Origin of the sequence: Allobosea sp., assembly GCF_030695125.1 — a bacterium.
In the GTDB taxonomy this organism is placed as follows: domain Bacteria; phylum Pseudomonadota; class Alphaproteobacteria; order Rhizobiales; family Beijerinckiaceae; genus Allobosea.
Genome location: NZ_JAUYTP010000026.1, coordinates 33,249 through 53,510 on the forward strand (window position 1 = coordinate 33,249; position 20,262 = coordinate 53,510).

Below are 20,262 nucleotides of genomic sequence, written 5' to 3' on the forward strand. Positions count from 1 at the left end.
CCTCGTCACCAATTCAGCAACCGATTCGGTCGCCTCGGTCGCGGACGGCGACCCTCGCTCCGCTCCTCCGTCCGGCCCTGGGGCAGGACGGGTTGCGGCTTGATCTGCCCGGCGCGCATCTGCCGGGCGTATTCCGACGCCGACAGACGCGGCCCGGCGGGCTGCCTGGGCTGCACCGTCACCGGCGCCGCCGTCGGCTTGGCCGGCTGCCGCAGCGTGGCCTGCGCGATCGGCGCGAGTACCTTCGCGATGTCCGGCGGCAACGCAGCCAGGGCGGCCGCCATTCGCTGGCGACCGGACCTGGGCGCGGTTTCAGCCGTCCCGGTTTCAGCCTGCGCCTCGCCGCGTGGCTCCTTCAACGCCACGTTGGAATCCTTGCCGGGCTTGTGGCGGGGCTTCTTGCGGGCGGCCTCGGGATCGAGTGCCAGGTCTTTCTTGACGCGCATGTTGACGGCCTTTTCGTAGTGCATTGCGGCGAGGGCGTAGACGATGCAGTCGAGCGCTTCGTTCGACGCGCCGGCGCGACTGCGGGGGATCTGCCAGCTTGTGAGCTCGGCATTCTTGAGGTCCTCGACGAGTTCCTCGGCGGTCAGCTGCTCGAAGAAGTCGTCGCCATCGCCGGCCAGGGTGAGCGGGAAATGCCAGCTGAAGGGCTGGCCGGGATCGATGTCCAAGCATTGGAAAATATAGTCTTTGAGGGCCATCGAGCCGATCGGCGTGACCTTGAGGCCCGACCGGTCGCCGCGCCTGGACGGGGCGGTCGCGAGGACCTGGGCGCGCTTGCCGAAGTGCGAGGGGCGCTCCGACCGCGACTTGAACGGGGTCAGCCGACGGCGACGGCTCTCGGGATGCGAGCACAAGGCCATCACCTTCGTCGATTCGTAGCCGGTGTCGACGCCGACCCTGGTGGCGTAGATCTTGGTGCCGTCGGGACGGGTGTAGCCCTCGTCGAGATGAGCCCAGATGAGCGCCATTGCCTCCGGGCCGGTGGGATCGATGCGCTCCCAGCTCTCCTCGATCACGCCGTCGTCGTCATGATAGAACGTCGGGACGCGGTCGATCACCTTCCTGCCAAGGACCCACTTCTCCTCGTTCGGCCCGATGCCGATGGTGTAGATCTCGACGCGAGGGTGCTTGCCCTTGGTCTCGGAGCCGCGCTGGAAATCGATGCCGGCGAACGTCCTGATGACCTCGAAGGGGCAGCCGGCGCCGTAATCCTCGGCGCGCGCCGCTAGCTCGTGCGGGTCTCTCCTACCGATCGAAATGGGTTCGTAGGCCCGCGCGAGCCACAGGTTCTGCCAGACCTGCTGGAGGGTCGGGTTTACCAGCTGCGCCCGGTACATCTTGATGATCTCGGACCAGATGTAGCTCGGGTCCTTGGAATGGATCACCCAGGTCTCGATGCCGACCGAGGTGACCGGCCCCTTGACGGGGACCTTGGAGACGTACTCGCCCGCCTCCATCGTATCGTTGCGCAGCTTCTCGACGAGCCAGGTGCGGCAGTGCGCGCACTCGTAGCCGATCTCGTCGACCTCGCCACCGTCGTCGCAGGTGAACTTAAGACCTGGCCCCGGGATTTCCGTCTTTGCGCCTTTCTGCGAGACGCGCGGCAGGAAGGGCTGCGGGGCGCCGTCGCAGCACGGGAATGGCATCACCAGGTGGAGCTTGTCGTCGCACGCCTCGTGTTCGACCACGACCGCACAGTTGGTGGTCGTCGGGGTGCCGCCGAGGTACAGCTTGCCGTCCGGGAACTCCGCGTACCTCGACCGTGCCTGGCCGATCTTATTACCTTCCGAATCGACCGTGGTGGCCGAGTAGACCTTGTCGCCGGCCTCGTCGATGAAGATCCATTCGCCGCTGATGGCCTTGAAGTTGCCGTCGGCATGGGCGCCGCGGATCTGGATCGAGGACCCGTTGGCCGGATACATGTCCGACCAGCTATCCTGGACGCCCGTCTTGGTATCGCCCCGCAGCAGGTGGACGATCTTGTCGGACGCCTCCCAGAACGGCAGCAGCTTCTTGTTGTGGAAGCGCTGGCCCTCCTGGTCGGAGCGTTCGTAGAAGATGACGTTCTGGCCGTCGTAGAGCGCCTTGAACAGCATCATCCACGCGGTCAGCGTCGAAGAACCAGAACGCGGGGGCTTGAGCCACACGACCGTCTTCACGCCGAATCGCTGCATCGCGTCGAAGATCGCGCGCTGCGTGATGTCCAACCGGGCGGGCCCGATTCGTGTGCCGCTCGGGATGAAGCCGACGTCGTGGACCCAATCGACGCCGCGCTTGAAGGGATTCGCGCGCAGGTATGCGGCCAGCCGGGCGACGCCCCGCTTGAAGCGGCGGCGTCCAAGCCTGGTCAGCGAAGAGATGTCGACGTTGAGCGGCGCGCGCGCCGGCGCGTCAGCGGTCGCTGGGGTCATCGTCCGGGTCCGCGATGTCTGTCATCGCCCGCTCGATCGAGGTCGCGGCGGTGTCGAGCGAGGTCACGCAGACCTTGCGGGCCTCCTCGCGCCACTTCGCCGTCAGCTCCGGCGGGAAGCCCGACTTCTCGCGATAGAGCCGATCAGGAATGGAATTGATCGAGACGCGGGCGGCGTTCAAGGCGCGAGCGAGGGTGTCGAGCACGTATTGCCGGGGCACAAGGTTCTTCGCGAGGGCCTCGAACTTGAGGTAGGCCGTCGACGCGGCGAGGCTTTCCTTCGGCGTGGTGGCGCCCATGAAGCCGACGAAGTTCCCCTTCGGGAGCTTCTTCCGGATCTCGTCGGCGGCGACGGTCGCGCGCCATTCAATGAATTCGCGCAGGCTGATGGCATACGGGACGCCAGCGCTGCCGCCGGCGAGCGTCCGGAGTTCCTCGTCGGCGATCCATTTCGAGATCGTCCCCCGGTCGTATCCGGTGAGTTTGGCGAGCGTCGACACGTCCACGACGACACCGCGAACGTCGTCATATCCATGGTTTTCGGCGATCGAGATGCGGGGTTCATCCATGGAAACGGCCTCCAAATGCCGCATCCGGGCAGCCGGAATCCGCCATGAAAACAATGGCTTGTTTGGATTCCAAATGCGGGGTGCCCGGAAAAATTCTTGTAAGTAGCGACGAACCGGGGGCAAATGCCTCCTCGCACGTCATGGGGGGTCCGTGGGGTCCCCATACGGCCTGTCGTCCACCTCGACGGGCATTAGATGCCCTCGAAGGGGTGGGATCGATCAAGGATACACAGTGAGCTTTCCTGGTGCTTACAGGCGGGCAATCGGGATCGTTCACATGCGAACCATCCTCGATAGTCATAGACGCGCTTACAGCCACGCTGCTGCTGCCATGAGCGATCACCCCATCCGAATTCCAGAGGGGCTTCAGATCGCCTTTAAATAGATCGTTCACATGTGAACCATTGGGCGCGTACATGGTCAGCGCCTTCCCGTCGCGGCCATGTACGCCAACGCCGACTGCATCTCCGACGCCATCCTCTCGGGGATCGCGTCCAATGCCTCGCGCACCGAGTTGTCCCATGGGGCTTGCAGCACGGGGTCGTACGTCGCCTTGGGCACGCTGAACATCAGGATGCGAGGGCGGTCGCTGTATTTGGGCTTGCGGACCTCGTAGAAGCGACCCGTCCGCTTGTTGTGGATGATGTGCGTCTCGTTGCTATAGGTTCGCTTGGGCCGATTGATGTACGCCATCGAGGTCACGCCGTTGATCGTGACCTCCTTCTTGAAGACGCCGCCCGAATCCCCCTTGCGCCGCTTGTTGCGGTTGCCCTCGGCCTCGCGATTGAGGCGCGCCATCACCCCGCCGGGTAGATTCCCTTGCGCATTGGGCCGGATGCCCTGCGTCTTGGCGAGGTTGTCGTAGGCGGGTAGGTAGATTCGGTCCTGTGCCAAGCCCACGTCGCCTGGGAGACGCACGTTCTGGCTCATCCCCATGAGGTATTTGAGGACGACGGACTGGTTGGGTAGGACGTAGAACTCGCTGTATACGCCTGCGGAGACGCCGCGACCCTTGCCCAATGCGCGCCTATACTGGAAGGCCCGCTTTGACCATTCGGTGGGGCGGTCCAGGACACTCGGCAGGACCTGGCGCATGCTCACGGCGACGTGCTTGGCGGTCTCGTCCATGACGAACGCGCAGGCGCGCTGATACCGCCGAAAGCTGGTCTCGGAGATGAATTGCTCGGCCCAGGTCGTGAGCCTGTCAGTGATGTCGGTCGTGAGGTCGATATCGAAGCCGGCCATGCGACCAGCGTGCCCTCGGGCGCGTGGCCCGTTGTAGTCTACCCCTTCGCCAGCCGGCGGATCTTGATGCGGTCGCGGGGCTTCTTCAGGAGGTCGAGGCGGCTGCTGTCCAGGGCCTGCCGGGCGCCTGCGAGGTCACCTTGCGCCGCCCTGGCCTCGTAGAGCCTGTCGACGATGCGCATGTGGGCCGCGGCCCGCTCGTGAGCGGCCTCGGGAGTCATCCACGTGCCCTGGTAGAGGACTCGGTCCATGGGGGCCTCGAAACGGCGAAGGGCGCCGGTTTCCCGACGCCCCCTGGAGGTCACTTGCAAAGCGTCCAAACTCGCCAGCCACCTTCCGAAACCGCGTTTGCCACGCACTCTCTATATAGCCGATTCACCCGCGAGAAACCAGCTCCACACGACGCAAAGGCGTCAATTCGGTGCGAATTTCGGACATGACATGGGCCGCTGCGATCGAGAGACCGGAGCTCCATCTATGGGCCTGCGCCGGCCGGACGCGAGGCATGCGGATCTTGGGAAGGCGAGGCACGATGGGGATGTAATCGCTCACGGTCGGCCGGTCGGGCTTGCGCAGTTTCTCCGGCGTATCGAGCCACACGGTCAGCGCGAATCGCTCCGCCTCGACCGTCTTGCAGGGACACCGGATCTCCGCGAATCGGTCCGCGATGCGGGCGATGCGGCGCTGCGCCGCCGGATCTCTCGCCTTGACCTTCAAGCCGGGCCACGACTTCGCCGCGCGCCACAGGCCCGGCAGGCCTACCGAATGGTACAGGTCGGCGATGAGGTCGATGCTGCTGTCGATGTCGTCGTGCGCCCGCTTCACGAAAAGGCGGCGATCGTGCGCCCCGGCGCGCATATCGGCGGCGTTGTAGACTCCCCGGCGCGCGCTCCACTCCATGCCGTAAGCGTCCTCCTCGACCCGGTCGAGCTGGCGGCTGTCGGTGATGTCGAGGAGCTTTCCGAGTTCCTCGCCGACGAAGCGGTCGCCGATGTCATGAGCGGTCGCCACGAGGTCGCGGGCCATCCGGCCCTCCGGGGACGACCACAGGCCGGCCCGCCCGTTGGCGATGCCAAGGGAAAGGTCGTAGTGCCGCAGCGCGTTCTCGCGGGCCCAGGCATAGCCGTTATCAGGGACGGCGCGACCCCTGCCGACGAAGACCGTCCCGCCCTCGCGCCGAACCGAGATCCCGATGTTCCTGGAGGCCTCCAGGACCTTCAGCGCCGCGTCCAGCCGCCGCCAGTGCGACCGCTGGGTGCTGGGATTCGCGCTACGGACGAAAAGCTTGCGAAGGCATTCGGAGACGCTCGTGTGCGAGACCGACGACCTCGGCATCACCTCCTCGAACGCCTCGATCAGGTCCCGGCAAGGCCTCGGAAGGCGTGCCCGGTTGCGATCGATCAGCGGCGTGCCGACCTCCGGAATCGACCGCAGGCCCGAGCGGATGGCGGTCTCGCCGCAGGGGAACTCGCGGTCGCGGAGGATCTGCCGGACCCGGCGGGCGGAGGGGATCGGCTCGCCGCGCCCGAGGAACTCCGCTGCCACCTGCCCGACGCGATGATGGACATACTCGCGGACGGGCCGGCACTGGCTCTCGCGACGACGGCGCTTCGCGTGCACGCCTCGGCCCTGCCGAAGGCCCTTCGACGTCATGACCGTCCCGCGACCCGTCTTCGTGCACTGATACTCGACGATCCGATCGACCATCGCGTTGCGGCGGCCGCCATTCGCCTCGATCGCCGCGGCCAGCAAACGGGCGCGGAAGTCTCCGTCCCGCGCGGTCGTGCCGTACCAATCCCGCACCGCGCCGACGGCTCGGGTCACGTGATCGAAATGGTCCTGATTTCCTGACAACGGGGAACTTTCAAGAAGGGCGAATTCGGCAAGTCTGGACCCTCCCAATCTCCCCCTCGAATCACCCTGGCGCAAGGGGGAAAAGGCTGATTTCTCAATGGTTAACGATTTATTCGAGAGTTGACGCCAGGACGCGCAACGACTGCCTGGTGACCGGTGATGAAAGGCAGGATGAGAGGCGGGAGGGGTGACCTCGATGCCGGGTCACCCGACTCTCTTGGCCAATCTCTATCTCGGACATGGGGTCGCGATGTGCGAGTCACCTAAGTCGCTGACACGTAAGGGAAATCGCCGGAATCCGCTGCAACGCAGGCCTTGGTGACCCGATCCTCTTCGATTATCTCTATCTCTGACATGCCCTCGCGATGTGGAAACCGCGAAAATCGTTGTATGTCAGATACTTAAGCCTGAAACAGCTGCAACGCACCCCATCGAGAGCCGGAATCGTTTGATTCCAGGCCCCTTTGCGTTCCGGATGACCCGATACCCCGAATCTATTCCAGGACCGCTGTAATCGGCCTCCAGGAGCCGACCTTCATGCCGACGTGGGGCTTGCGGCGACCTTTCGCGACGCGAATCCAACGCCGAGGGCCGGTCCCCAAGGGCGATATCGGTATACCGACATCGGGGGTGACCATCGCCCATTCGGATGGCGATGCAACCTGTAGGAATGGTGCCCTGGCGGCCATGCTTGCCCCATGGACCGCCCATGATCCCCATCGATTTCCCATGAAGTCGCCATCGATCGCCATGATGTGCCCATCGCGGCCCATGGTGCCCCTCCATGGGCTTTTCCATGGCGAACCATGGGCGATGCAACCATAGGTAAATGCGGGATTTCCCCGTAATTGGCCGAATGGTTTCGCGCCGACGCCGCCGGGACAATCGATCCCATGAGCCGTCACCCCGACCCTCTGCTGTTCGCGTCACCCGTGCCGCCCGACGTCGTCGTGGATCGGTCCGGCGGCCTGCGCGCGCAGGTCTCGGCCCACGCGCTGCGCCGCTACTGCGAGCGGGCGTTGGGGCTGGGCGAGGTCGCCCTGGCCGGGTTCGACGATCACCAATGTCGCGTCGAGCTCGTTGATCGCGGCTTCGACATCCCCGCGATCGAGGCGCGCCTCGCCTACTACGGCGGCGTCGCGATGCACCTCGGCGCCACGGTCCTGCGGATCGATGGGGTGTCCCTGTTGGTCGAGCGGACCGGGGTCGTGGTGACCATCGCGCCCAAGGGGATGCGGCTCAAGCGGAAGCGTATCCAACCCACGGGAGACAGCGATGAGTGAGCGGAAGCAGAGCGACGCGGATGAGACGTTCGCGCGCCTCATGAGGAACCTGGAGCGGTCCGGCGACCGCATGGCCAAGCGTCTGTCCGCATTCCAGGCCGGCCCGCTTGGTGACCGGCAGGGGAAGCCCGATGGCGACCGCATGGTGCGCAAGCCCGACCGGAGGAGTGGATCATGAATAGGCGCGAGACAGCCGACCTGAAGACGCGCTTCAAGGTCGAGGGAAAGCACGCCGGTCTGCCCGTGGCCGGCTATCAGCCGCAGGACGCGACCAGGGTCGCCCTAGTCAACGTCAACAAGGAAGCCGAGGAACGCGTCATGCGAATCCTCGACGAGCTCTCCGACCGCTCGCTGTTGGCCGACCCCCCGATCGATGAGCGCTGGCTCCGCGAAGGCCGACTCCTTATCGAGCAGGGCTTCATGGCGGTGAACCGGGCGATCTTCCAGCCGGGCCGGATCAAGCTGTCGGAGGACGACCGGCTCACGATCCGATTCGCCGGCAAGCCGCCGTACTCCCGCGACCGCCTCGCCGGACAGACCTGGCGCGACGTCGTCGAACAGGCGGCAGCCGCGCTCAAGGACGGTGTGCTGGCGGCGAAGGTCGAGGTCCAGCACTGGTACATCAAGTCCCTTGATGACGATGTCAGCCTCGACGACGAGATCCCCGAGCATCGCGGCGCCCGGGTCCTCGAAGTCGTCTTCGCGTCCGACGAGACCTGGCCATGAGCGCCGCCTCGAAAGTCGTGATCGACGAGGCGACCCGAACGCTTGCCGACATGCTGGAGACCTCGGGAGCCGTCGTCGTTCACGACCGGTCGGGCAACCCGCGCGTCGTGCACGACGGGGACATGACGATCGACCTGCGACCCATCGCGGCGACCGTCGCAATCGCCTCGATCTCCGCATTCCTCGCCGGCAGCGCCGCCGTCCAGGAGACCTCGTCATGAGCGCCCGCCTCAAGATGGCCCTGGCCGCCACGATGGCCTCCATGATCGCCGACCAGGAACGCGCGGGCGTCGCTGCGCTGACCGGGACACCCGAAGTGGCGCCCGAGCCCGCACCGGAGAAGGTCAAGCGCAAGCTGACCCCCGCCGAGGTCGACATCCTGATGAAAGAGCGCCGCCGCCGCATACAAGTCGCCCGGGATGCCGGCGATTGGCGGGAGGTCCGAAAGCTCCAAGGCAACCCGGTCACGCCGATCGAGGAGTCCAAGATCGCGGCGGCCTGCCAGCGGCGGGATCGCAAGGGGGGACGACGCCTGGTCGCCGCGGCCAAGGGCGGGATCGGCAAGCACGAGGTGAGGTCGTGAGGCCCCGTGTCGACCATGATGACCTCGGCGACGGCGAGACGATCGAGATCCGCTCGAACGAGCGACCCGGGGCGATGCGGTCTGCCGGCCCTACTCATGTGTATCGCGTCGAGCCGAAGCCCGAGCCGGAGTGGGATTTCGAGACCTGGATGCTCAACACGATCGCGGCGTTGGCGCTGGGATCGGCGCTGGGTCTCTTGGTCGGCGGGCTCGTCAGCGCCGTCGTGGCGGTGATCCGATGACGATCCACTTCAACCTGCTGCCCCACACCACGCGATCTCGCTCGCGACGTCGATCGGGACGTACGCCTGGCTCGGGAAGACGGCGCTCGCGTACCTCGTTGTCGCCACCATCGTGGCGGGGCTGGCGCAGATGTGCGCGTACATCGCCGTGGGAGCTTTCGCGTTCCCGCTGCGTCCCGCGATGGTTGCGACGATGATGGCCCGCCCGGCCATGTATGCGTTCGCCGCCTTGATGATCGCGCCGACGGGTCTCGCGCTCGTCCTGGCCGCCATCGTCGCCCTGGAGTGCCTTGTCGAGGACGTCGCCGACAAGCTCTTCACCGGCGAATTCCGGTGGGAGTCCGACATCCATGACTAGCCGCCTCGACGCCTTCCTGTTCGCCGCCTCGGTGGCCATGCTCATCTACGTGATCGCGAGGTTCTGACGATGGACTGGCTGACCTTCACCATCGCCATCGTCGGCCTCCTCGTCGTCGCTGGGATCGCCGGCCAGGCCTTGGCGGCGTGGAAGGAGGTCCGACTCGCCGATGCGCGCGCGCTGCTGGCGAACGCCGTCGGCCATGACGAGGAGGACGAGGTCGCCGGCGACGTCGTCGAGGTCCCGGAACCGCTCAAGCGCCGGACGCACTGACGGGGTGGACTACAACGGGCCACGCGGCACGCGGCACGCTGGGAGGCAAAGGAGCCTCCGCGCATGTCCGCATCCACCCCCACCTGGTATCGCTGGGCTCTCGCCGAGCTCGGCACGAAAGAGACCCCAGGCTCGAAGTCAACCCAGCGAATCCTCGACTACCGCACGATCGGCAAGACGCCGCTCGCCGGCGAGGATTCGGTCGTGCCCTGGTGCGCCATTTTCGTGAACGCCGCCCTCGAAGCGTCGGGCGTCAAGGGGACGCGCAGCGGGATGGCCCGCTCCTACGAGCGCAGCGCCGACTTCGTGAAGCTGAAGGGCCCGGCCCTTGGCGCGATCGTGACCAAGTGGCGCACGTCGCCGAAGTCCGGCCTGGGCCACGTGGGCTTCTACGCCGGCCATGACGCCCGCAAGCGCGTCGTCCTCGTCGGCGGCAATCAGTCCGACGCGGTCTCCAAGGCCTCGTTCGATCCCGGGCAGATCACGGGCTACTGGTGGCCCAAGGGGCAGCCGCTGCCCGTCGTCGGCCAGGTCAACGCCGGCGCCGCCATCGCATCGGCGACCGAGGTCTGACCCAGTGGAGAGCCTGTTCACCGCCATCGCCGGCCTGGCGACGACCGCGCCGATTCTCTTCGTCATCCTGCTCATCGTCGCCGCGGTCTATGCCTTCCCGTTCCTCCGGAAGTGGCTGAAGGAAAACGCGACGGTAGCCGACGAGAGCGAGCAAATCCGTAAGGCAGGCGAGAGCATCCGTGCCGAACTGAATGGCATGCTCGACAAGGAACAGCTCCGCGTCGAGGCCTTGGCGATCTCGCTCGACACGGCGCGGATGGAAATCGGCAAGCTTCACGGCGAGAACATCGCGCTGCACAGCGACATGGTTCGCCTGCGCGGCGAGATGAAGACGCTCTACCGCACGGCGAAGGCCATGCGCATGGCGATGCAGCGCGCGGTCACGGACAACGACGTGAAGCCGCTCGTGCTGTGGCTCGACCTCAATCCCGAGGACGGTGACGAGGGCAGCAAGTCATGAGCGTCCTCGCCGCCCTCGCCGCGAAGCTGTGGCCGTACGCCCTGGTCGGTGTGATCGTGCTGGCCGGGTGGATCTACGTCTCGCATCTCCGCGAATCGCTGGCCGACACCACGGCGAAGCTCACCGCCGCGCAGATCGAGATCGAGGCCGCGACGATTCGCGCCGAGGTCGTCGAGCGGCAGCACGTGACCTCGATTGCCGCCCTGGCCGCCGAGCGGGAGGCCGCGGATCGCCGGGCCGCCGACATGGGGGCCGCCCGCGAGGTGGTTTCGCGCTCTCCGGTTGCGGACGATGGACCCGTCGCGCCCGTGCTGCGCGGCGCCCTGGACGCGTTGCGCAGGAGGCTCCATTGATCGTCTACGTCGTCGTCGCGGTCGTCGTTTACTACCTGCTGGCGTTCGCCCTGCGGTACGCGATCCCGCTCGTTCTGCTCGTGGTCCTCGTGGGGTTCCTGGCCGGCTGCGCGAAGCCCGCACCGGTCGTTTCGGTCGCGGGGCCCGACGTCCCCGACCAGGTTCTCTCGTGCAAGCCCGAGCCGGTCCCGCCGGCGACGGGGACGCAGCGCGCCGTGGCGACGTACGTGCTCGATCTGGCCGACGCCGGCGACGATTGCCGGCAGAAGCTGGGGGCCGTCCGATCCATCGTGAAGCCGGAGACGCCGTGATGATCGCCCTCGACCGCGCGGCCGCCTATGTCCGAATCCGCGAACTGATCGACGGAAAAGCGGCCGGGGACGCCGACAGGCTAGCCGCCGACATCATGGAAGGGCTGACCGAATCGGGTTGGGTTTTCCTGCGGCCAGCCGAGGCGCCGATGAAGCGCGTCGTGGTGACCCTGATGCCGGATGGGACGCCGTATGAGACGATCGAGATCTCGCCGTCGTAGCCGCGTTGGTTTCGCGCCCCTCTGGCCGGGACACTGTCTCCGTACCCACCCGCCACGGAGACTGGCACATGACCGAGAATGCGAAGAGCCCATGGGGCAACGGTGACGAACTGGCCGCCAAGGTCGCCGAGGAAGTGACCCTGGAGTCCGGTAAGACAACCGAGCTTCCGAAGGCGAGGCCGGCGCATGCCGCAGCCGACGCCATGGCTGAAATGATGCGCATGATGGGCGGCGGCGAGCGCCCGGCGGACCTCCCGGAACTCACTGCCGAGGAAAAGGTGGCGCTGCTCAAGTCGACCGCCGAGATCTACCGCATGGGCGCCTACACCCGCTTCGAGATCGGCGACATCGTCACTCCGACGGAGCGCGCCACTCTCAAGGGTCGCGGCGAGCCACATGTCGTCGTCGAGGCACGTGTGGTCGCCGATAGCGACGATCCCATCCTTGCCGCCAACTCTCCGCAGAAGGCCGGGATCGACGACGACGACTTCGGCGCGATCCTCGACCTCCGCGTCGTCCGGCTCGCTCCGAACGGCAGGCTGATGGCGTGGTGGGTCGAAGGCTGGAAGTTCGAAGACTGGGCCGCCCCGGTCGCCAAGGCCGCCTGACCAGGCCGCCTACCGCCGCCGCTCGACCTCAAGGGCTGCCACCTCGGCAGCCCTTTTTCGTGCCTGGATCGCCCCGCGCTCGCTGCGATGCTGCTCGCCCCGCCACCACCACGTCCGGCAGAAGAACACCCTCTTGCAGGTCACCGGCTCCCGCAGGACGGCCAGCCGGGCCGCCTCCGCCGGGCTCACGGCCTTCGAATAGAGAGGCAGGGCATTCCGTACCGCCACGGCGTCGTAGGCCCGGTCGTAGCACCGATGCCAGCGGATCTCGGGCGAGCCGTCGGGATGGAACAGCCCGGTTTCCCGCAGTAGCTCGTGCGCCGGCGCCGCCTCGCGCAGCGCGTCCAGGACGGCCCGTAGCTGAGCCATCCTGCCAGCGTCCTGGGCCTCGCCACGCGCCTTGGCGATCGCGACCTGGCGAGAACTCCAGTCGATCCACTGCTGCGCGTTCTTGTTGGCATTCTTGATCGCCTGGCCCATGGCCATAGCTTCCCCGATGGCCGCGAAGTCCATGTCACACACTCCGATAATACAGAGACGCTGCCTTGCGCCGATTATCGAAGTCTATGGGACAGACGTTGCTTTCAGGTTGCCGCGATTGATTGAACTCCGGCCATCTTATAACGGATGGTTAACCGTGAGAATCTATGCGACTCATGATGTGACGCCTTTAGGCGGCACGGGAGGGAGCCTGCGACCGTAGCCAGGCGAAAATGGGGGATGAAGGGTGCCGGGGCGGGAAATGGGCTTTCGCCCCTCGCCAAGCCCCCTTGTCGGGCCAATCCCGAGTGAACGATTTCAAGGGGTTGGATTTCACCCACTATTCCGCCAACCGCGAGTGGGTGAAACCGTTGTAGATGAAGTCAAAATCGTGGGGACTATGGGAGGGGTATCCCCCATTGATCTGTCATCCCCGGGACCCACGGCCCCTCCTTCCGCGACGAGATCTCCCGCATCCGCTCGGCCAGGTCTTCGGCGGAGCGGACGGCCCGCAGGTCGATCCCGGCGAGCATCAATCTCAAGCGGCCACGGGTGAACGCTCGGCGAGCCGCAGCCGCAAATCGGATACCTCCGTCGTCAACCGGGTGACCTGGGTTGCCTGGTCCTCGACGGCCTTGCCCAGGGTCTCCAAGGCCTCGGTCAGCCCGTTCACCGGGTCGCCCTCCTGGTCCGCCACCAGCGCCGCGATCAAGATGTCCAGAGTCGAGCGGATCGCCCGCACCTCGGCCAGCACTGCCTCGTTTTCCATTCCAGTCCTCCAACTGTAGCCCTGCAACGCGCGTTCGAACGGCGGCTGCGGGAATTCGGTTTCCGGTGGCGATCCTGGACGCCGCGCCGATGACGCGAGACAGCGCGTGGGGCGTCCCCGACTTGTCGACGACGACGGCGCCGGCGGTGCCCTGGGCGAGCCGGAGACCCCGGGCGGCGAGCTCACGCCGGAGGCCTTCGCCGTCGCTGGAGGCATTCCAGGCGTCCAGGGCGGCTGCCCTGACGTCGTCGAGCGAGACGCCGGTTCGGGATTCCATCAGCCGTTCACGGGGCGTAGATTTCGCGATAGGGGCGTCGCCCTCTAGGACGCCGGCGGCGAGTAGCCATGCCGCCATCTCGACGCGGCCTTCGCGCTCGGCACGGTGATAGCAAGCCCGGGCGAAAGGCGTCGCGATCGCCGGCAGGCCGAGCTCAAAGGCGACCAAGTAGCCGACGAACGTGCGCCTTGCGTAATCGTGGTCGAGATTGGCGAGGACGCCGTCGTCGCGGACAATCGAGTAGACCCGATGCTCGTGATGTCTGGCGTGCTTCGTGTGCTGCGCGCCGACGTACGATTGGCTCTCCAGGCCGAACTCGGATTCGAACGCCTGCCAGAAGCGATCGAGGACCTGCTGCGAATCGACTGCCTCGGGCGGCGGGTCAACGTGGACGTGATAGCAGGGCTTCTGGGTCCCATGGTGGGCCGTGCCGGCGACGACTTCGCGCAGCTGGGCGTGGAGATCGCCTTTGGTGATGACGCCGCGGGGCTCGATCACGCGGGTGACCTGGTCGGCCTCGGCCTTCAGCAGGTGGGCGCTCAAGGCCCTGCCGCCGGCGCCGCGTGCGCTGCCAGAGATCATGGTGCCGCTCTGCGCCAATCGTCGACGCAATGTTCGGTGACGATGCGGGCTTCCAGATCGCCTTGCGGTCGCCCCGGCAAAATATAGCTTGCGACCACGGGCCGCCCCGGGAGTTCGTTCGAGCGGATCTCGACTACTCGGTGGGGAGCAAATTCAAGGCTCAATCTGCCATCGGAATGGACCTCGAAGGCTGTGACCGTTCGCCCGCGCTCGGTGACGATGCAGGTTTGGCCGTTATCCGGACCCCCATAGGCGGTCGAGTAAAGCAGCCCGTCCGGGAGCATGCCCCGGTAGCTCATGGCGGGGTCGTAGCGAATCGAGCCAGTGAGTTCGACCGGCCGCGGATTGAGGCGCTCCAGGGGGTCGTAGGCTGCAAGGGCCTCCGTCATGGAAATGTGGGTGAACGGGTCCTCGGCAGGGACTGCGACCGGGAGCGCCTCTCGGATAAGGGTTGTTGCCAGCGCCTGGATGAAGCCGACCTCCTGTATGCGACGCCGTCCCACGAAGAAACGGGCGTCGTTGATGAGGATCGTCAAACCGTCTCCCAGGGCATTCACGAAGCTCCGGATTTCGAGGCCGTCGCGCCCGTCGAGCAAAGCCATGCGCACGGGCTCGGGCAGGCCCTCGATCATCGTCTCGATGTTTCGGATGACGTCGTCGTGGAGGAAGTTCGGGTTGTCGGGGATCGGCTCGTTCCAGGGATCTGGTGGGACCGCTGGGCCGCCTTCGATCCTATTCCGATGGGCGGCACGGCGCTGGTCACCCTGGCGGCGCCTCTCCATCCGCTCGTCGTGGTCGCGTAGCCGTAGCGGCGGGGGAGCTTTATCCCATCTGTAGGTCTCCCCCGACGGCGCGACGACGACGGGCTCGTCCCGGATGCCGTCGAAGTGCAGATGGGAGCCGAAGCTCGCGAACTCGGCAGCGAGGAAACGCAGCTGCCGGTAAGCCGGCGCCGGCGCGACCGAGTTCTTGAAGCCGAGGAACGACGTGACCAGGTGCTGCCGGTTCGGCTTCTTCACCTCGGCCAGGGCGATCGAGAGGCCGGTCGCATCGCGGACGCTCCAGAGCCCGTGGTCGGTCGCGTCCTCGGAGCCTCGAAGCTCGTCGTAGCGACCGTCGCGCAGGCAATTCTGCATGCAGTCGCCCTCGCGCCGGATCGCCTGGCGCGTCACGAGGCGCACCCAGTAGTGGCCCTGGTCGCCCTCGATCCTGTCGGAGGTCCCGACATCGCCGGCGGGGACGCGAGGCGCCTTCTGATCCGACATGGTCAGCCCCGATCGGACAGGATGCCGGCGACCATGCGGGCGATCTGGTCGACCTGCGCCGGCGTAGCGTTGGACACCTCGACGCAGTAGAAGCGGAACCTGGCGTTGGGGGCGTCCTCGGGGGCGGGATCGCCGGCGACCTCGGCGTCCAGGTCCAGGTCGGCCTGGATGGCCTCGACGAGCGCCGTAGTTTCAAGGATCTCGGATTCCCCGAAAGAGCGGACCATCAGGTCGACACGATCGTAATCGCGCATGCCCGGCAGCTTTTTCGCCAACTGGATCAGAGCGTCTTCAAGGGCTGCGTCGGTGAGGGGATCAACGTCGCCGGTGCACCATGTGGTGTCACGGAACTGCTGGCGGGCGCAGGCGGTCAGACGATCGATGTAGCGGGACATGGCGGCCTCCAGGTGAATCCTGAAGCAGATTCTCCCGGTTTGACCGGCGCGAAACCAACGCGGGGCGGGTCAACCATGTCGCCGAAAGGGGGATTCCCTTTGGTGCTGGATGTGCTATCCCAAACGCAAGCGGGACCCGGTTTCCCGAGCCCCGCCCTGCGTGCGATACGCTGCCACCCTATGCGGTGACTGCGAACAGCGTGGCGTTACGAGCGCTCCGCTGCCCGGAGGTGATCAGGTTATGGCGGGCGCTTACGGCGCTTCATCGTTACCACCTCCTTCCTGAGAACCGAGTACGGCGGGGGACTCCCCCGCCGTTTCCGTTTCGACGGCACCGCCATCGATGAGAAACCATCTGCCGCGCTCATCGCGTCGGTATTTCTTGTCCTGGAATCGGCGAAGCTCGTTGCCGATGGACTTGGTGGCGACCGCGCCGTCGTAGTCGCCGGAGATCTGCTCCAGCTCGGTCGTCGTCAGCCCGGGCATGTCCGTCAGCGCCTTCTCAAGCATGCGACCGACCGCGCCTCGCGGGGCACGGGGAAGGCTCGGGCCGCCGCCATGCCGGGGCGCCGCAGCGATGATGGCGGGGCTGGCGATCGCTACGGGGCCGCCATGGCCCTGGGCAGCCGACAGGATGCGGTCGCGCATCTGCGCGGCCCCGTCGACCAGCCCGCGCTGGTACGCGGCCTCGATCTCGACCTTCATCTGCGACCGCAGTTCCTCGATCATGTCGTCAATGCGACTCATGGCACGCCCTCCGATAGGTAACCCTAATCAGATTGCGGCGGGACGTTCAAGCCGTTTGGCGTCTGGAATGGAATGGAACGTCGCGGGAACTGTGGACAGCGGGGATTCAGTTGCGGGCCGTTTGCGGCCTCGGGGGCGAGGGCGTTCGTTTCGCCCGTAACAAATCCGTGACGGCGGCCTCATGGGCCCGCATTTCCGCTTCCATATTCGCGAGATCGCCTCTATGGGCGGCGACCGCTTCGACCGCGACGTTCGTGAGGTAGCTTAATAGGGCTGCATGCTCCTCTTTGGTCCGGTAGCACCGCTCCATGTCAGTCCCCGATTTCCTGGCCCCACGACGCGGGGAATCGAGACGCGCTGGGATCGCCCGGCTGCCTCGCAGCGACCGCCTCCATGACCCGCATCATCCCCACGTCGGTCCTCAAGCGGACCTCGTTGAAGGCCCGCAAGCGGTCGGCCGCATGCCAGTTCGCGATCAATGCGGGGATCGTGGAGCGTACGAGAAAGGATACCTCGCTGCCGCTCTGATGCCGCGCGCAGACGTTCGCCGTAACGAGCTCCTGGCCGATTGCCCGCGAGCATTCCACATGCTGCGCCTTGGCGGCCAGTGCACGCTCGACGGCGGCGCGGGCCTCAAGGGACAGGGCAGCCAAGGGATGCAGGGCCGCATAACGGGTGGCGGATTCCGAGAGGTGGGCCTCGGCGGCGGCGATGCGGTCACGCATCGGAGGTCTCGATGATGAAGTCGTTGCCGGCGTTCGTGATCTTGTAAAGAGAGCCCATGTACGGGGCGACAAGGCCTTTGACGCACAGGCGCTGCATGACGGTGCGGACGCGGCGGGGAGGCCAGCCCGTTCCCTCGGAGATGGCGGTCACTTGGCAAGGGCCCATTCTGCGCAATGCGAGGATGACGTTGCACTCCTCCATGTCATGGCCCGGACTTTCGGGTGGCGTCGTCGATTCCTTCAGCCATTGACGGCCACTGCCCGTGATCTCGACGCGTTCGCCGGCGAAATCGAACTCGACGTCGCCCCGGACCGCGAGCCGGCGGCACAGAAGCAGGGCTTCTGAAGCGTGGATTTCTGCGGCGGCGGCCAGGTCCTCGATGTCCGTCATCTCCCCACGCTCGGCGAGCCGCGTAAGGGCCTTGCGAACGGTGTCGGCCTCCTCGGGCCGGATCTCCGTCGGCTTGAGGTTGTAGGCCTGGTTGCGGGAAACGGCGTCGATCGTCATGCGGACGATGGGATCGTTGCGGAAGGCGTTTTGGAGGGCGGCGACCGACACGTTGAGCCTGCCGACCGTGATGGTCGAGGGCAGCTGCGGGAGGTTCTTGAAGTCGCTCATCCGCTGGGCTTCGCTGATGATGTCCGCGACCCGGGATTCGGTGAGATCCTCGCGCTTGCGCCCGGCCTCGTGGGCCAGCCCCATGGCGAATCCAATCATTGCCTGGTCATTCATCAAAGCGGCTCCTGGGTTGCGCACCATTCGCAGAACGCGATGTGGTCGGTGAGGTGGACGAGCCAGACGCCGCCGACCTGGATGGCCAGGTCGTGGCGCTTGAGCTCGGCGAGGACGGCGCGGTCGTGCCCCTGGGTCTGCCCGAGCGCGATGCACTCGAAGGCATGCCGGGCCTCAATCGAGAGGCCCTCGGCGGGGTGTCGGGGCGCTTCAGTCATGGACGAGCGCCTCCTGCATGACAGTCTCGGGGCCGACGACCTGCTCGGGCGGCGGCGTCCAGAACGTCAGCTTGCGGTGGATCTGGCGCAGCCGCATGACGTTCGACCGCGCGACCAACACAACGTCGTCATAGTCGTCGGCGAGCCAACGGTCGTAGACCTGGTCATCGCCGATATGGGTTTCGCGCTTCACGCCGAGCGTGTCGCACAGGCGGTCCAGAGAGATGCGGCCGCCATAGCCGGTCCAATAGGTCATTGTGTCGACGACCAGGGGCGCGCCTCCCATGGGCTGGTTGTGGTTGGCACGGGCGTTGATGGGAAACCATCGAGGGACCGGGACGCCGAGAATGACGGCACGCTGGTAGAGGAAGCGCAGCACGTGATCGGCATAATGCGCGACGACCGTGACCGGGCCGACGTTAGCCTGGCAGTCGCGGATTTCGCCGCCTCTGACGTAGACGAATCCTCGACCGGGACCGAGGCGGTGCTTCTCGGCGGCGTTGGCGGCGTTCTGGAGAGCGTCGGTCATGGCGACGAAGGCGCGCTCCATGATGACCTTCTCGGTCGAGAGCATGTCCTGCTTTGAGCCGACCAGCCAATCCGGCCGCATGTACTTGGCGCACCACGTGGCCTCGTTGCCGTCATCGATGCCGTAGGCGATCGCCACGACGTGCCCCGCCGCCCCGTCGTACGCCGTCTTCGCGTACGCCTCGTCGACCAGGGCCGGCTTCTTCTCGGCTTCCCAGGCCGCGATCGTCTCGGCCTTGGAGATGTTGCCGGGCGGCGTGATGGTCGCCGCGATCTCGTCCCGGATGCCGGGCCGCTGGGAGGGGATCGTCTTGATGTCCAGGTACAGGTGCATAGGTGACTCCATCGCGAATTCGGATGGAGCGATTGTCCCGGCGGGGGCGGCGCGAAACCAGAAGCCATGATCCGCCGCTTAAGCATTGGCTAACCACCCCGTCAGCCGGCGGTCGATAGCTGCAATGCCACCTCCAAAATTAATCGCTTGGAAGGGGCTGGGGGGCATTTTGGGCCTGTCTCCAGTACGGAGATATCAATCCTAGAAAAGGATACTAATATGTCTGTCGCTATCTCCGCAACAATGCGCAACAGCCTCAACGCGCTTCAGACGATTACTGCTCAGTCAAACGTCTCTCAGAATCGCCTCAGCACTGGCCTCAAGGTCAGCTCGGCACTCGACAATCCGACGAATTACTTCACCGCTCAGGGGTTGAATGACCGGGCCAAGGACCTCGGCAACCTGTTGGATGGGATCGGTTCCGGTCTGCAGGTCCTGAAGGCAGCCGACGAGGGCATCAAGAGCATTTCGAAGTTGGTTGAGACAGCAAAGGGCCTCGCTTCTGCCGCGAAGCAGCTGCCTACAACCGCCGATAGGGCTTCTCTGGTTGCTCAATATACTTCGATTATTGCTCAGATCACCACTGTCGCGGGCGATTCTAGCTTTAACGGCACGAATCTGATCAAGGGTGTCACGGCCCCGGCGACCGTGGAAACGTTGAGCGTCAAATTCTCCGAAGGCGCCAGCAAACTCGATGTTGTCGGTGTTCAGCTGGATTCAGGCACCGCTGGTCTCAACATAACCGCACCACAGGCTTCTTGGGCGGCGACTACGGATATCGACGCCGACGTCGTGAAGCTGGATGCTGCCTTGGTCAAGCTGAGGACGACGGCTGCAACGTTCGGCGCGAACAGTGCGATCATCAGCACGCGGCAGGACTTCACGAAGAACCTTATCAGCACCTTGAAGACGGGCGCCGATAACCTCGTTATGGCAGACCAGAACGAAGAGGCCGCCAACCTTCTGTCGCTGCAGACGCGTCAGCAGCTGGCTCAGACCAGCATGTCGATGGCCAACCAGTCGCAGCAGGCCATCCTGCGCCTGTTCTAAGCCGCCTCTGAACCAAAAGGGCCGGCGGGGTTGTCCCTGCCGGCCTTTACTCGCTGTTAACCACGCCCGGTCATCTTCCCTTCA

Annotated in this window: 29 protein-coding genes; 15 read left to right on the forward strand and 14 right to left on the reverse strand. The window is 65.8% G+C overall.

What is annotated here, in order from left to right; translation table 11 throughout:
- Positions 1-5 precede the first annotated feature (5 nt).
- From Q8S38_RS07245 to Q8S38_RS07265, 5 genes are all read right to left on the reverse strand, one after another.
- Positions 6-2,417 carry a terminase gpA endonuclease subunit gene (locus Q8S38_RS07245; protein WP_305679752.1) on the reverse strand — a complete coding sequence of 804 codons (2,412 nt, stop codon included), beginning with the start codon at positions 2,415-2,417 and terminating at the stop codon, positions 6-8.
- On the reverse strand, positions 2,398-3,108 hold the full coding sequence (locus tag Q8S38_RS07250; protein WP_305679753.1) for a hypothetical protein: 711 nt from the start codon (positions 3,106-3,108) through the stop codon (positions 2,398-2,400). Before Q8S38_RS07250 ends, Q8S38_RS07245 begins: the two co-directional genes overlap by 20 nt.
- 297 nt (positions 3,109-3,405) lie before the next feature.
- Positions 3,406-4,230: a hypothetical protein gene (locus tag Q8S38_RS07255; RefSeq protein ID WP_305679754.1), complete on the reverse strand. Its 825-nt coding sequence runs from the start codon at positions 4,228-4,230 to the stop codon at positions 3,406-3,408.
- Positions 4,231-4,268: 38 nt separating this feature from the next.
- Complete coding sequence (locus Q8S38_RS07260; protein ID WP_305679755.1) at positions 4,269-4,481, reverse strand: hypothetical protein; 213 nt, start codon at positions 4,479-4,481, stop codon at positions 4,269-4,271.
- A gap of 124 nt (positions 4,482-4,605) precedes the next feature.
- Positions 4,606-6,054 carry a hypothetical protein gene (locus Q8S38_RS07265; protein ID WP_305679756.1) on the reverse strand — a complete coding sequence of 483 codons (1,449 nt, stop codon included), beginning with the start codon at positions 6,052-6,054 and terminating at the stop codon, positions 4,606-4,608.
- An 878-nt stretch (positions 6,055-6,932) separates the two neighbouring features.
- Between Q8S38_RS07265 and Q8S38_RS07270 the strand changes: the two genes are divergently transcribed.
- The 14 genes from Q8S38_RS07270 to Q8S38_RS07335 all read left to right on the forward strand — a co-directional run bounded on the left by Q8S38_RS07270 (position 6,933) and on the right by Q8S38_RS07335 (position 12,075).
- Entirely contained in the window at positions 6,933-7,367 is a 435-nt protein-coding gene (locus Q8S38_RS07270; protein WP_305679757.1) for a hypothetical protein, read from the forward strand.
- Positions 7,360-7,545, forward strand: coding sequence for a hypothetical protein (locus Q8S38_RS07275; protein WP_305679758.1), 186 nt, complete (start codon positions 7,360-7,362; stop codon positions 7,543-7,545). The genes Q8S38_RS07270 and Q8S38_RS07275 overlap by 8 nt, the downstream gene beginning before the upstream one ends.
- Positions 7,542-8,093 carry an Acb2/Tad1 domain-containing protein gene (locus tag Q8S38_RS07280; RefSeq protein ID WP_305679759.1) on the forward strand — a complete coding sequence of 184 codons (552 nt, stop codon included), beginning with the start codon at positions 7,542-7,544 and terminating at the stop codon, positions 8,091-8,093. Before Q8S38_RS07275 ends, Q8S38_RS07280 begins: the two co-directional genes overlap by 4 nt.
- Entirely contained in the window at positions 8,090-8,314 is a 225-nt protein-coding gene (locus Q8S38_RS07285; RefSeq protein ID WP_305679760.1) for a hypothetical protein, read from the forward strand. Before Q8S38_RS07280 ends, Q8S38_RS07285 begins: the two co-directional genes overlap by 4 nt.
- Positions 8,311-8,676 carry a hypothetical protein gene (locus tag Q8S38_RS07290; RefSeq protein WP_305679761.1) on the forward strand — a complete coding sequence of 122 codons (366 nt, stop codon included), beginning with the start codon at positions 8,311-8,313 and terminating at the stop codon, positions 8,674-8,676. The genes Q8S38_RS07285 and Q8S38_RS07290 overlap by 4 nt, the downstream gene beginning before the upstream one ends.
- Entirely contained in the window at positions 8,673-8,918 is a 246-nt protein-coding gene (locus Q8S38_RS07295) for a hypothetical protein (protein WP_305679762.1), read from the forward strand. Before Q8S38_RS07290 ends, Q8S38_RS07295 begins: the two co-directional genes overlap by 4 nt.
- A gap of 112 nt (positions 8,919-9,030) precedes the next feature.
- The gene (locus Q8S38_RS07300; protein ID WP_305679763.1) at positions 9,031-9,276 is read left to right on the forward strand and encodes a hypothetical protein; all 246 of its coding nucleotides are present in this window, start codon (positions 9,031-9,033) and stop codon (positions 9,274-9,276) included.
- Between the two features lie 69 nt (positions 9,277-9,345).
- Positions 9,346-9,549, forward strand: coding sequence for a hypothetical protein (locus Q8S38_RS07305; protein ID WP_305679764.1), 204 nt, complete (start codon positions 9,346-9,348; stop codon positions 9,547-9,549).
- Positions 9,550-9,612: 63 nt separating this feature from the next.
- Positions 9,613-10,122 (forward strand): TIGR02594 family protein, encoded by a 510-nt coding sequence (locus tag Q8S38_RS07310; protein WP_305679765.1) that lies wholly within the window; start codon positions 9,613-9,615, stop codon positions 10,120-10,122.
- Between the two features lie 4 nt (positions 10,123-10,126).
- On the forward strand, positions 10,127-10,582 hold the full coding sequence (locus Q8S38_RS07315; protein WP_305679766.1) for a hypothetical protein: 456 nt from the start codon (positions 10,127-10,129) through the stop codon (positions 10,580-10,582).
- The gene (locus Q8S38_RS07320; protein ID WP_305679767.1) at positions 10,579-10,935 is read left to right on the forward strand and encodes a hypothetical protein; all 357 of its coding nucleotides are present in this window, start codon (positions 10,579-10,581) and stop codon (positions 10,933-10,935) included. The genes Q8S38_RS07315 and Q8S38_RS07320 overlap by 4 nt, the downstream gene beginning before the upstream one ends.
- Positions 10,932-11,246 (forward strand): hypothetical protein, encoded by a 315-nt coding sequence (locus tag Q8S38_RS07325; RefSeq protein WP_305679768.1) that lies wholly within the window; start codon positions 10,932-10,934, stop codon positions 11,244-11,246. The genes Q8S38_RS07320 and Q8S38_RS07325 overlap by 4 nt, the downstream gene beginning before the upstream one ends.
- Positions 11,246-11,467, forward strand: coding sequence for a hypothetical protein (locus Q8S38_RS07330; RefSeq protein WP_305679769.1), 222 nt, complete (start codon positions 11,246-11,248; stop codon positions 11,465-11,467). The genes Q8S38_RS07325 and Q8S38_RS07330 overlap by 1 nt, the downstream gene beginning before the upstream one ends.
- Positions 11,468-11,535: 68 nt before the next feature.
- The gene (locus Q8S38_RS07335) at positions 11,536-12,075 is read left to right on the forward strand and encodes a hypothetical protein (protein ID WP_305679770.1); all 540 of its coding nucleotides are present in this window, start codon (positions 11,536-11,538) and stop codon (positions 12,073-12,075) included.
- A 9-nt stretch (positions 12,076-12,084) separates the two neighbouring features.
- Here the strand turns inward: Q8S38_RS07335 and Q8S38_RS07340 are convergent, their stop codons facing one another.
- From Q8S38_RS07340 to Q8S38_RS07380, 9 genes are all read right to left on the reverse strand, one after another.
- A complete protein-coding gene (locus Q8S38_RS07340; protein ID WP_305679771.1) occupies positions 12,085-12,588 on the reverse strand; it encodes a hypothetical protein in 504 nt (167 codons plus the stop codon).
- A gap of 365 nt (positions 12,589-12,953) precedes the next feature.
- Positions 12,954-14,183: a relaxase/mobilization nuclease domain-containing protein gene (locus Q8S38_RS07345; RefSeq protein WP_305679772.1), complete on the reverse strand. Its 1,230-nt coding sequence runs from the start codon at positions 14,181-14,183 to the stop codon at positions 12,954-12,956.
- Positions 14,180-15,448 (reverse strand): hypothetical protein, encoded by a 1,269-nt coding sequence (locus Q8S38_RS07350; RefSeq protein ID WP_305679773.1) that lies wholly within the window; start codon positions 15,446-15,448, stop codon positions 14,180-14,182. The genes Q8S38_RS07345 and Q8S38_RS07350 overlap by 4 nt, the downstream gene beginning before the upstream one ends.
- A gap of 2 nt (positions 15,449-15,450) precedes the next feature.
- Positions 15,451-15,843: a hypothetical protein gene (locus Q8S38_RS07355; RefSeq protein WP_305679774.1), complete on the reverse strand. Its 393-nt coding sequence runs from the start codon at positions 15,841-15,843 to the stop codon at positions 15,451-15,453.
- Positions 15,844-16,095: 252 nt separating this feature from the next.
- Positions 16,096-16,590, reverse strand: a complete 495-nt coding sequence (locus Q8S38_RS07360; protein ID WP_305679775.1) for a hypothetical protein — start codon at positions 16,588-16,590, stop codon at positions 16,096-16,098.
- Positions 16,591-16,901: 311 nt separating this feature from the next.
- A complete protein-coding gene (locus tag Q8S38_RS07365; protein WP_305679776.1) occupies positions 16,902-17,315 on the reverse strand; it encodes a hypothetical protein in 414 nt (137 codons plus the stop codon).
- A complete protein-coding gene (locus Q8S38_RS07370; RefSeq protein ID WP_305679777.1) occupies positions 17,308-18,048 on the reverse strand; it encodes a hypothetical protein in 741 nt (246 codons plus the stop codon). Before Q8S38_RS07370 ends, Q8S38_RS07365 begins: the two co-directional genes overlap by 8 nt.
- Positions 18,048-18,266, reverse strand: a complete 219-nt coding sequence (locus Q8S38_RS07375) for a hypothetical protein (RefSeq protein WP_305679778.1) — start codon at positions 18,264-18,266, stop codon at positions 18,048-18,050. Before Q8S38_RS07375 ends, Q8S38_RS07370 begins: the two co-directional genes overlap by 1 nt.
- Positions 18,259-19,128, reverse strand: coding sequence for a 3'-5' exonuclease family protein (locus tag Q8S38_RS07380; RefSeq protein WP_305679779.1), 870 nt, complete (start codon positions 19,126-19,128; stop codon positions 18,259-18,261). The genes Q8S38_RS07375 and Q8S38_RS07380 overlap by 8 nt, the downstream gene beginning before the upstream one ends.
- Positions 19,129-19,347: 219 nt before the next feature.
- Between Q8S38_RS07380 and Q8S38_RS07385 the strand changes: the two genes are divergently transcribed.
- Complete coding sequence (locus Q8S38_RS07385) at positions 19,348-20,178, forward strand: flagellin N-terminal helical domain-containing protein (RefSeq protein ID WP_305679780.1); 831 nt, start codon at positions 19,348-19,350, stop codon at positions 20,176-20,178.
- Positions 20,179-20,262 lie beyond the last annotated feature (84 nt).